Below are 11,022 nucleotides of genomic sequence, written 5' to 3'. Positions count from 1 at the left end.
ATCCTGTTGCTAAAGCAAAGTGATCGAGGATAATAAAGGGTACTACGCCTTTATGGAACCATTAACCGCCTATATCCTTCATATTTCAAGTTACAGGTGTGTTGGCCGCGCTCGTTTACCCGAATCACTTACTTTAGTAAGCTCATCGGGATTTTCTCGCTTGCCGCCTTCCTGCACCTTGAGATCTATTGGATATATCTCTGGCTTTTATTCCAAATCAGAGCGCCCAGTCTGTGGCTATGCCCCCTCACGTGCTAGGATAGCCGCCGAGATAATTTGTCGTCTGCCGTGCGGATACTGTGATGCTGAACGGCACATGGGTTAACCAGGCCCCAATTATTTTATGATGCCGGTAGGCGGCAACCGAGTCACAAATCGGTAGGGTACCGATTTGAACAGCATTTATGCTAGCCCAGAGGGTGAACCTCAGTCGCTTAGATAACTAAGTGGCTGAGATGAGCAAGGGCAGCCACCCCCCCTGCCTCTTAACGGGTGACGGGGATACAAACTAAGAGACTGTTTAACTGCTTATGTCCCAACAATATCGTTATTCATTGCCGCAGCGGCCTGGTGATACCCGTCAGTTAGGCCAGTTGACCGGCTCAGCCTGCGCGGTGGAATGTGCAGAAATCATTGAGCGCCATGATGGCCCGGTAATGTTAATTACCCCTGACATGCAAACGGCGCTGCGCCTGCGTGATGAGGTGCAACAATTCTCACTCCGCCCGGTAAGCACGCTATCCGATTGGGAAACGCTGCCTTACGACAGTTTCTCACCGCATCAGGATATTATTTCAGCGCGCCTTTCATGTTTGTATCATCTGCCCGCGATGGAGCGCGGTGTTATTATTCTCCCGATTAATACCCTGATGCAGCGCGTATGCCCACATGAATTCCTGCACAGCCATGCGCTGGTGATGAAAAAAGGCCAGCATCTATCGCGCGATAAGCTGCGGGCGCAACTTGAGCAAGCAGGATACCGCAGTGTTGATCAGGTAATGGAACATGGTGAGTTTGCAACCCGTGGTGCATTGCTCGATTTGTATCCTATGGGTAGCGAAGAGCCGTATCGAATTGATTTCTTTGATGATGACATTGACAGTCTGCGTGTGTTTGATGTTGATTCGCAGCGCACGCTGTCCGAAGTTGAGCAGATAAACCTCCTGCCAGCCCATGAATTTCCGATAGACAAAACCGCAATCGAGTTATTCCGCAGCCAATGGCGTGAACAATTTGAAGTGCGCCGCGACGCTGAACACATCTATCAACAAGTGAGTAAAGGCATCTGGCCTGCCGGTATCGAATATTGGCAACCCTTGTTCTTTAGCCAGCCGTTGCCTTCACTGTTCAGCTATTTACCTGAAAATACCTTATTGGTGAATACCGGTGACCTGGAGGGTTCCGCCGAGCGTTTCTGGTTAGATGTGAACCAGCGCTTTGAAAGCCGCCGTGTTGACCCAATGCGCCCATTGCTGGCACCCGATACGCTCTGGTTACGGGTTGATTCGCTGTTCAATGAACTGAAAAAATGGCCTCGGCTCCAGTTCAAGACGGATGCACTGCCCACTAAAGCCGCTAATACCAATTTGCACTATCAGCCACTGCCTGATGTGTCCGTGCAAGCGCAGCAAAAAGCGCCATTGGATAACCTGCGCCGCTTTATCGAAACATTCAGTGGCAGCATCGTGTTTTCAGTCGAAAGCGAAGGCCGGCGAGAAACGCTGCAAGACCTGCTGGCACGGATAAAAATCAGCCCGAGCCTGATAACAGCGTTATCACAAGTGGCGGCTCCCAGCCATTATCTGATGATCGGTGCCAGCGAACGCGGCTTCCTCGATACCGATAAACAGTTAGCGCTGATTTGTGAAAGTGACCTACTTGGCGAGCGCGTCAGCCGCCGTCGGCAGGATAATCGGCGCACCATCAATACCGATACCCTCATTCGCAATCTGGCCGAGCTGCGCCCCGGTCAGCCAGTCGTTCATCTGGAGCATGGTGTGGGCCGCTATCTGGGGTTAACCACACTCGAAGCTGGCGGCATCAAAGCTGAATACCTGATACTGACCTACGCCGGTGAAGATAAGTTGTATGTGCCAGTCTCATCTTTGCATCTGATCAGCCGTTATTCCGGCGGTGCTGATGAAAATGCGCCACTGCATAAACTGGGCGGAGAAGCCTGGGGTCGGGCGCGACAAAAAGCAGCCGAGAAAGTGCGAGATGTGGCCGCTGAACTGCTGGATATCTATGCCCAGCGCGCCGCCAAGTCTGGCTTTAAATTCAAACATGACCGCGAGCAATACCAGTTATTCTGCCAAAGCTTCCCGTTTGAAACCACACCAGATCAGGAACAGGCTATTAACGCGGTTCTCAGCGATATGTGTCGGCCGCTGGCGATGGATCGCCTGGTATGTGGTGATGTTGGCTTCGGTAAAACCGAAGTGGCAATGCGTGCGGCATTCCTTGCGGTTGCCAATAATAAGCAAGTAGCCGTATTGGTTCCCACCACGCTACTTGCCCAACAGCATTTCGATAACTTCCGGGATCGCTTTGCCACCTGGCCGGTAAGGATAGAAATGATGTCCCGCTTCCGCAGTGCCAAAGAGCAGCAAGTGATTCTGGAGCAAGCCGCTGAAGGTAAAGTCGATATCATTATCGGCACCCATAAGTTGCTGCAAAGTGACCTGCGCTGGCAAGATCTCGGCCTGCTGATTGTCGATGAGGAACATCGCTTCGGTGTTCGTCATAAGGAGCGGATCAAAGCGATGCGTGCCGATGTGGATATTCTGACCCTGACAGCCACGCCGATCCCACGCACGTTGAACATGGCGATGAGCGGCATGCGCGACTTGTCGATTATTGCTACCCCACCGGCGCGTCGCCTGGCGGTGAAAACCTTTGTGCGGGAGTACGATAGCCTGGTCATTCGTGAAGCCATTCTGCGTGAGATTCTGCGCGGTGGGCAGGTTTATTACCTGTATAACGACGTGGAAAACATTGAGAAAGCCACACAACGTCTGGCAGAGCTGGTTCCTGAGGCGCGCATTGCTATCGGTCACGGCCAGATGCGTGAACGGGATCTGGAGCGAGTGATGAATGATTTCCATCATCAGCGCTTCAACGTTTTGGTCTGTACCACCATTATCGAAACAGGTATTGATATTCCTAGCGCCAATACCATTATCATTGAGCGCGCGGATCACTTTGGCCTGGCACAGTTACACCAATTGCGCGGTCGGGTTGGGCGTTCACATCATCAAGCTTATGCTTACCTGCTAACGCCAAATCCAAAAGCGATGACCACCGATGCTAAAAAGCGGCTGGAAGCGATTGCCTCACTGGAAGATCTCGGTGCTGGCTTTGCGCTGGCAACCCATGATCTGGAGATTCGCGGCGCGGGTGAACTGTTAGGTGAAGACCAAAGCGGCCAGATGACCACCATTGGCTTCTCGCTCTATATGGAGCTGCTGGAAAGCGCGGTTGATGCCCTGAAAGAAGGCAGAGAGCCATCACTGGAAGATTTGACCAGCAACCAAACTGAAATTGAATTGCGTATGCCAGTGCTGTTGCCGGAAGATTTCATTCCAGATGTCAATGTTCGGCTTTCATTCTATAAGCGTATCGCCAGTGCCCGTAATGAGACGGAACTTGATGAGTTAAAAGTGGAGTTAATCGATCGTTTTGGCAAGTTGCCCGATCCGGCGCGCTACCTGTTAAATACAGCAGAGTTACGCCAGCAGGCACAGAAATTGGGTATCAAGCGAATTGAAGGCAATGAGCGCGGTGGTTTTATTGAGTTTAGCGATAAGAACAAAGTCGATCCTGTCTATCTGATTGGGCTACTACAGCGCCAGCCGCAGATATACCGCCTGGAAGGGCCAACCAAGCTGAAGTTTATGCAGGATTTAACTGACCGCTCGCAACGGTTGAAATTTATCAGTGAGCTGTTGGCCGCCTTTGCGCAGCATCGGGTAGGCTAATCAGCGAGTTAACGTGGGTTTTTCAGCAATGAGAGACCCGCGTTAATGCTAATGCCACTCGCTTAAATTTTCTGCCGGTTTGCGGCAAAAACATGTTCGGTTTAAACGATCAGAATTAGCACTAAATCGCGGGTTCTTGGTACCAGGTCTTGGACAACAGATTTTGTATTATGCTCGGTCGTTCAGTATCAGTTGACCATTTTTATCGATCGGGATCTGCGTACCTGGATCACGATCCATACGAATTTTTCCTTGCTGATCACCAATTTTGTAGGTTACGTCATATCCCAGCATTTTCTGTGACTTGTCATAGACAGTCTGGCAACGCTGTTGAGTGGTGGTATAGGTATCACCTTCCTGCATATTACTTTGCACGCGGTTACCGGCATATCCGCCAGCCAACGCACCGGCAACAGTAGCGATATCCTTCCCTCGCCCGCCCCCTACCTGATGTCCTAGAACCCCACCAGCAACCGCACCCAACACTGAGCCAGCAATCTGATTCTCGTCTTGTACGGGTTTACGGTGAGTAACAGTGACATTACGACATTCCTGCCGAGGCGTTTTGACCGTTTCTTTAATCGGTGTCGCCGCAATAACTTGTGCATATTGCGGTGCGCCAGAGAAAACATTCATACTCGCAACTGCGGCAATTCCCAGAGCGGCCGCAATACCGATACCCACGCCTGCTAACATTGATTTGTTCACAGGAAATCCTCCTGAAAGTGTTACCACGCATCTTCTGCCTCAGAATTCCAGCGTAAAAACAGAAAATCTGACAGTTTCCGGCACCAAAGGCTGTCTCTGATTAGCGGAATACGGCGTGCGTGACTCGCCGTCTGTAAACACCATGGAGTCTGCACAAAGTCGTTTGAGCTAGCAATAAGACAAATGGACTAAACATCCATATAACAGGTGTGAATGGATATGTTTAGGAGGAATCCGACTGCGGGAATTTGCGACTGCGAAATTTTATGCTGCAAATTTAACATTACATGCGAATACGTTTAAATTTAAGTGCGCTAAGGTCTGGCAAATAAAAACCGCTACCCTTCATTAGCGGCAGCGGTTTGTTTAAGTACCAAGGCGATTAGTGCAATTTCAGGCGCGGGCGAATAACCCGATTAATTCCACCCACCAGCATCATCAGGCCCGTCTTGGTATAACCGTGTAATGCCACTTGGTGCATACGATACAACGAGATATACACCACACGGGCAACACGCCCTTCGACCATCATTGAACCACGCATCAGATTACCCATCAGGCTACCAACTGTACTGAACTTCGACAGTGAAACCAGTGAACCGTGGTCTTTATAGATGTACGGCTTCAGCGGCTGCTCATTAAGCAACGCCAGAATGTTGCTGTAGCAACGGCTAGCCATCTGGTGAGCCGACTGCGCGCGCGGAGGGACAAAACCGCCGCTTGGCTGCGGGCAAGAAGCACAATCACCGATAGCAAAGATATTCGGATCACGCGTCGTTTGCAGTGTTGGTTCCACCACCAACTGATTGATACGGTTGGTTTCCAGCCCAGCGATATCTTTCATAAAGTCCGGCGCTTTGATACCTGCCGCCCATACCATCAGGTCAGCGTTAATGAACTCACCCTCTTTGGTATTCAACCCTTTCTTATCCGCGCTGGTCACCATGGTTTTGGTCAGCACACGTACGCCGAGTTTAATCAGCTCCTGATGCGCGGCGGCTGAGATACGCGGAGGTAATGCGGGTAGAATCCGCTCGCCAGCTTCCACCAGCGTCACATTCAGTGCTTGATTGTCTAAGCCCTCAAAACCGTAACTATGCAGTTGTTTCACCGCATTGTGCAGTTCCGCAGAAAGTTCCACACCGGTAGCACCACCACCAACGATCGCAATGTTAACTTTCCCTTTTTCACCCGGTTGCGCTGAATATTTCAGGAACAGGTTCAGCATTTCATTATGGAAACGATGCGCCTGATGCGGATTATCAAGGAAGATGCAGTTCTCTTTTACGCCCGGCGTGCCAAAATCGTTAGAGGTACTGCCTAATGCCATGACCAGAATGTCATAGGTCAATTCACGTTGCGTCACCAGTACATCACCGTGTTCATCGCAAATCTCAGCCAAACTGAGGGTTTTGGTTTCACGGTTAATGTCAGTTAAGGAACCTAACTGGAAATTAAAGTGGTGGTTACGAGCATGAGCCAAATAGCTCAATGCATCGACGCCATCATCCAGAGAACCGGTGGCAACTTCGTGTAACAGCGGTTTCCACAGATGGCTGTGGTTGCGATCAACCAAAACGATGTCAGCTTTCTTGCTGCGACCCAATTTATGACCCAAGCTGGTCGCCAGCTCAAGGCCGCCAGCACCACCACCAATAATAACGATTTTTTTCTTCGGCGTTGTCAAAATGACCCCCTAAATGTGAACCAATTGTTAGCTAAGGGTAAAGGAATAATATCCTTAGATAACATAGGGTTCACTGATGCTAAATCAATAATCTGTAGCCAGAATATCATGCAGGGTTATTTGGTCATACCAAAATTGATATATATCAACTTTTTTTGATTAAAGTGGCAGCATAGGGGATTTTTCTGGAATAGGATTCAAATAGTTAGCGTTTAGTCACAGTTTGGCGATTTTCTATTTGCAGTGAGGAAAAAGCTTATTTTGCCGTTTTATATCAACAAAACGGCCTGGAGAAAGGATTTAGATTCCCTTATCCAAGCCGGTTAGCAGAACGTTACAGGCTTTATGATTAACCAATCATTAACAAGTTGACGATTTTAGGCTCAGCAATCGCTTTACGCTAGCCAAGGATTTTAAAAGCTTTAATGCGCTGAAGATGTGGCGAAAGATCCTTAAACTTGTGCTTTTGTTTCTCGTCCCACACAATTTCATAATAAGGGTGTAAGTCATTCGCAGTACGCTTGCTATCAAGCATTTCATCATGGCGAGACAATACCACCAGACAACGATCGCGATTTTTCTCGCGGAAGTCATTAATACACTTGCTGGCGATATCAACATACTCTTCTGGGCGATCGATTTTACCGCCCATATTGTCCTGCGGATACAGATTCGGGTTGAAAGCAACCTGGCGGATACCGCACAGGAAACCAATGCGTTCAGCCCAAAACCCACCTAAACCAACACCACAGATCAGTGAGTTGGCATCACCGCCCTGCTGAATAGCTTTATCCACCTCTTTCAGTAAATGCTGCATATCGTGTCGAGGATGCAAGGTGCTGTAACTGATAAAGCGCACATCTGGATCGATAAATTGCAGTTGCAGGACTTTCTCGTGATTGCCGGGGCTATTGGAATCAAAACCATGTAAATAGACGATCATATTTATCCTCGCGACTTATACTCGTCAGACTTCAAGTCGCATGTACGTTGGCTGCAACTCGAATTATTTAAAGTATATAACTTATTTCAATTGGCTCTTATGCGCATCCCAACGTTCGCTGAGTGCGGTTAATGCCTTGTTCGCCTGTTGCCAGCGTGATGACTCCATCAACGAGCGGCGCTCAAACTGCCCAGAATGATATAAGCGCGCAACCTGATCCGCTTTGACCGGAGACAGGTTATCTAACACGCTGATGGCACCCTGACGGTTATTACACACCAGAATCATATCGCAACCGGCATCCAGCGAAGCCTGCCCGCGCTCGGCGTAACTGCCCATGATCGCAGCACCTTCCATCGATAAATCATCCGAGAAGATAATGCCGTCGAAGCCTAACTCCTGGCGCAATATCTGCTGAAGCCAATACGCCGAGCCACTAGCTGGGCGCGCATCCGCTTCAGTATAAATCACGTGAGCAGGCATGATGGCATCCAACAATCGCCGCTCGATCAACTCGCGAAATATAACCATATCATGAGTACGGATTTCTGCCAGTGGTCGATTATCATGTGGCGTTTCTTTATGGGAGTCTGCAGTAACCGCACCATGGCCGGGGAAATGCTTACCGGTGGTCTTCATCCCGGCACTATGCATACCTCGGATAAAGCATTCTGCCATCGCCAGAGCCTGTTGTGGCTCGCTGTGGAAAGAGCGCTCACCGATAGCCGCGCTAACATGGCCAATATCCAGTACCGGCGCGAAACTGATATCGATGTCCATCGCTATCATCTCCGCCGCCATCAGCCAACCGGCCTCTTGCGCCAGCTTAGCCGCAGTAGCAGCATCATTAATAGCGGCAAACGACTGGGCCGCAGGCAGGCGAGTAAAGCCATCACGAAAACGCTGCACCCGGCCCCCTTCCTGATCAACGGCCACCACCAGACGCTCACGAGAGGCCGCTCTGATTTGACGAACTAACTCGCGCAACTGTTCTGCATCATGAAAATTACGGCTGAACAAAATCAGGCCGCCCACCAGCGGGTGTTTCAAAATCTCACGCTCTTCAGCATCCAGCTCATAGCTGGCGACGTCTAACATTACTGGTCCCACGACAACCTCACTTCATTCAATAAAATACCCTTCGGGCGGGGTGCCACAGGGACTCGATTTGCCTGGCTGCAACGCCAATGCCTTTGGGTAACGCTAAAATTAAAACGATAAATTAAACCGCTGGCGCAGTGGCGACGCCCATTGTAAAAATACCTCATCACCCGTTTGCTGCCAGCGCACCTCAAACCACATTAGCATCAGGTAATCAATCCACGGTAACCAGCGCAGTATCTGGCGGGATAAGCGGTTAATGTCATGATATCCCTGCTCACTCGCGCAGTAGTGCTGTAAAAAGATATGTTGCTGCGGTAATGACCAGTGATTGCTGCGAAACAGCGCCGCAATATCTAATGCGATATCGCCATCGGCAGCATATTCCCAATCAATCAGCTTCAGCCCGGTTGGGGCCATTAACACATTGCCGGGATGGACATCCATATGCAAAGTCGCCAGTTTAACGGGCTGTGGTAGCGCGCGGCGCAGAAAGTCATGCTGCAGGCGCAACCAGGCCGGTGAGTGGCGTGTTGGGTCAATCAGCAGCCCATAACGAGCTAACTGACCGCGTAAATCCAGACGATAGCCACTGGCAGGCAGATGATGCAAACGGGCCAATAGTTGTGGCAACTGCCCATTATCTGATAATTCAACAAATTGCTCATTCGTGACAACGTCACCTTCAAGCCAATTGACCACTAACCAGTGCTGATCAGCGGCAATAATGGCCGGTGAGAAATGCTGATTTGCCACGTGTCGTAACAGCTTTCGCTCCCGCCGCCGGTTCACTCCCAACTGACGTTTGGCTACCGACTGTTGGCGCGCCAACCAATCAATATTGGGTGCCGTAATACGCCAGCTTTCACCGGTTAGCCCCGCTACCGGACTAAAGTGATAATCGGCGATTTTCATCGCCGGATTTATGCTGCCAATGAATGCATACAGAGAGGGATCAGCGCTGAACCGGGCCATTACCTGACCAAATGATTTCGCCTGATTGCGCCTGCATCAATTGCATTTCAATGGTTGGCGATTTCACATCACCACTCACATCACTGTACAAAACATATTGAGCGCCGACATAACGGGCCAAACCAATCGCTTTGCTGCGCGATCCCAGACTATCTTCTTCCGAAAGCCCCAGCGTTTGCTTGGCAACGGCTAATTGTTGTGGCGAGATCAAAACAAACTTTTTATTCGACGCTAGCACTTGATGTAATGCTGCGGTGGCTTTCGCCGTTTGCAATGCACCATTAGTGTTGTTTTTAACGCTATCCAACAGCAGGATGCTGCCATTCGCCACTTCGTTGTTATTCACCATTTTCGCCACCAACGGCTCGACACTGATAGCCCAATCGATAGATTGCACTTTCGGCGGTTGTGGCACGGTGTCTACCGGCGGAGGTGTCTCAATTACTGGGGGTGTTACCGGTTCAATGGTCACTGGCGGTGTCGTTGGCGCAACAGGCGTCCGGGACGGACAACCGGTCAGCACTAACGCTGCCAAAACCACAAATAAATACCTTTTCATTGCCCTACTCCAATAATCCAATCGTGAAAATCAATCGGCTATAAAAATAAATGAAGGCGTGCACTGCGCGCATTAAAATTATTATTAACTGATTGAACAGTAACATCATCCCCTGGCGCAATGACCATAGCGCGCGGCGCTTCCAGTGGCGGCACATCTAAGCCCTGCGCATCATACCAATAAAAACGGTAATTGATTCTTATCGGTTTATTCTGGCTATTCGTGATAACTGAACGTGCAACATTGTTGCCAGAAGAGAGTGATACTGCGGGTTGAGAAGCCAAAATGCCTGCTGCCAGAACCGACGAATCCATTACCACGGTTTGCTGTTTATTTACTGCAATCCCTTTCGGACTGCTGCACCCCAGCAATGTCGCTATACACGCCAACACCATCACCGGTAATAAAAACGCCTTAACACGGCGCATAGGCTTACCTCATTTAGACTCAATCATTATGTCGCTATTGATGCAGCATCATTACTTATGTGACAACAATGACCCCAGATCACGACCACCAACCAGGTGCATATGAATATGATAGACCACTTGCCCGGCATGTTGGTTACAGTTGATGATCAGGCGATAGCCATCTTCGGCAATGCCTTCCTGTTGAGCAAGTTTAGCCGCCACGGTGATCATGCGGCCCAGTGTTGCTTCATGTTCTGCGGTAACATCATTCACAGTTGGAATAAGGATATTAGGAATGATTAAGATATGGGTGGGTGCCTGTGGGGCAATATCACGAAACGCCGTCACCAGTTCATCCTGATAGACCACGTCGGCAGGAATTTCACGGCGGATAATTTTGCTGAAAATCGTTTCTTCGGCCATTACGCATTTCCTTTGTCATTGTAAAATAGAGAATGCGTAGTATGAGCGACAAATTCTATTGATTTCAACCTCAATAATCAGCCTCTGGCATAAGCCGCCGCTTTTTCAAACAATGTGGCGCCTGGGCGAATACCGTATACAGCACAAATGGCTCAACCACCTGAATAGCTAATATTTCTGCGCTAATAATAACGGTTTTCTGCTGTGCTTTGGCGTAACGGATAAGTGGCGTGATCGCG

Annotated in this window: 9 protein-coding genes and 1 pseudogene; 1 reads left to right on the top strand and 9 read right to left on the bottom strand. The window is 49.7% G+C overall.

What is annotated here, in order from left to right; translation table 11 throughout:
* Positions 1-530: 530 nt before the first annotated feature.
* Positions 531-3,977 (top strand): transcription-repair coupling factor, encoded by a 3,447-nt coding sequence (gene mfd, locus A6J67_RS12730; protein ID WP_050297367.1) that lies wholly within the window; start codon positions 531-533, stop codon positions 3,975-3,977.
* 168 nt (positions 3,978-4,145) lie between these two features.
* On the opposite strand, the gene A6J67_RS12725 is transcribed toward mfd, so the two are convergent.
* The 9 genes and pseudogenes from A6J67_RS12725 to A6J67_RS12685 all read right to left on the bottom strand — a co-directional run.
* Positions 4,146-4,685, bottom strand: a complete 540-nt coding sequence (locus A6J67_RS12725; RefSeq protein WP_005183154.1) for a glycine zipper 2TM domain-containing protein — start codon at positions 4,683-4,685, stop codon at positions 4,146-4,148.
* A 382-nt stretch (positions 4,686-5,067) separates the two neighbouring features.
* Entirely contained in the window at positions 5,068-6,372 is a 1,305-nt protein-coding gene (locus A6J67_RS12720; protein WP_005183157.1) for an NAD(P)/FAD-dependent oxidoreductase, read from the bottom strand.
* A gap of 400 nt (positions 6,373-6,772) precedes the next feature.
* The gene (gene ycfP / locus A6J67_RS12715) at positions 6,773-7,315 is read right to left on the bottom strand and encodes an alpha/beta hydrolase YcfP (protein ID WP_050297366.1); all 543 of its coding nucleotides are present in this window, start codon (positions 7,313-7,315) and stop codon (positions 6,773-6,775) included.
* An 81-nt stretch (positions 7,316-7,396) separates the two neighbouring features.
* Entirely contained in the window at positions 7,397-8,413 is a 1,017-nt protein-coding gene (gene nagZ, locus A6J67_RS12710) for a beta-N-acetylhexosaminidase (RefSeq protein WP_172668580.1), read from the bottom strand.
* Positions 8,414-8,524: 111 nt separating this feature from the next.
* Positions 8,525-9,331 carry a thiamine kinase gene (thiK, locus tag A6J67_RS12705; protein WP_005183166.1) on the bottom strand — a complete coding sequence of 269 codons (807 nt, stop codon included), beginning with the start codon at positions 9,329-9,331 and terminating at the stop codon, positions 8,525-8,527.
* 40 nt (positions 9,332-9,371) lie between these two features.
* Positions 9,372-9,950, bottom strand: coding sequence for a penicillin-binding protein activator LpoB (lpoB, locus tag A6J67_RS12700; protein WP_005183170.1), 579 nt, complete (start codon positions 9,948-9,950; stop codon positions 9,372-9,374).
* A 38-nt stretch (positions 9,951-9,988) separates the two neighbouring features.
* The gene (locus A6J67_RS12695; protein ID WP_050074495.1) at positions 9,989-10,378 is read right to left on the bottom strand and encodes a YcfL family protein; all 390 of its coding nucleotides are present in this window, start codon (positions 10,376-10,378) and stop codon (positions 9,989-9,991) included.
* Positions 10,379-10,429: 51 nt separating this feature from the next.
* Positions 10,430-10,783: a purine nucleoside phosphoramidase gene (gene hinT / locus A6J67_RS12690; protein WP_005183175.1), complete on the bottom strand. Its 354-nt coding sequence runs from the start codon at positions 10,781-10,783 to the stop codon at positions 10,430-10,432.
* A gap of 77 nt (positions 10,784-10,860) precedes the next feature.
* Positions 10,861-11,021: pseudogene (locus tag A6J67_RS12685) on the bottom strand (shikimate 5-dehydrogenase); the annotation flags it as partial.
* Between the last annotated feature and the right edge of the window lies 1 nt (position 11,022).

Origin of the sequence: Yersinia sp. FDAARGOS_228, from assembly GCF_002073315.2 — a bacterium.
GTDB lineage: Bacteria > Pseudomonadota > Gammaproteobacteria > Enterobacterales > Enterobacteriaceae > Yersinia > Yersinia intermedia.
Note: the sequence above shows the minus strand (reverse complement) of the source record. Positions and strands in the feature narration are given on the sequence as shown.

Excerpts from the sequence above, each read along its gene's own strand:
- ycfP (WP_050297366.1), bottom strand. The coding sequence starts at position 7,315 with ATGATCGTCTATTTACATGGTTTTGATTCCAATAGCCCCGGCAATCAC.
- mfd (WP_050297367.1), top strand. The coding sequence starts at position 531 with ATGTCCCAACAATATCGTTATTCATTGCCGCAGCGGCCTGGTGATACC.
- lpoB (WP_005183170.1), bottom strand. The coding sequence starts at position 9,950 with ATGAAAAGGTATTTATTTGTGGTTTTGGCAGCGTTAGTGCTGACCGGT.
- hinT (WP_005183175.1), bottom strand. The coding sequence starts at position 10,783 with ATGGCCGAAGAAACGATTTTCAGCAAAATTATCCGCCGTGAAATTCCT.
- A6J67_RS12695 (WP_050074495.1), bottom strand. The coding sequence starts at position 10,378 with ATGCGCCGTGTTAAGGCGTTTTTATTACCGGTGATGGTGTTGGCGTGT.
- nagZ (WP_172668580.1), bottom strand. The coding sequence starts at position 8,413 with ATGTTAGACGTCGCCAGCTATGAGCTGGATGCTGAAGAGCGTGAGATT.
- thiK (WP_005183166.1), bottom strand. The coding sequence starts at position 9,331 with ATGAAAATCGCCGATTATCACTTTAGTCCGGTAGCGGGGCTAACCGGT.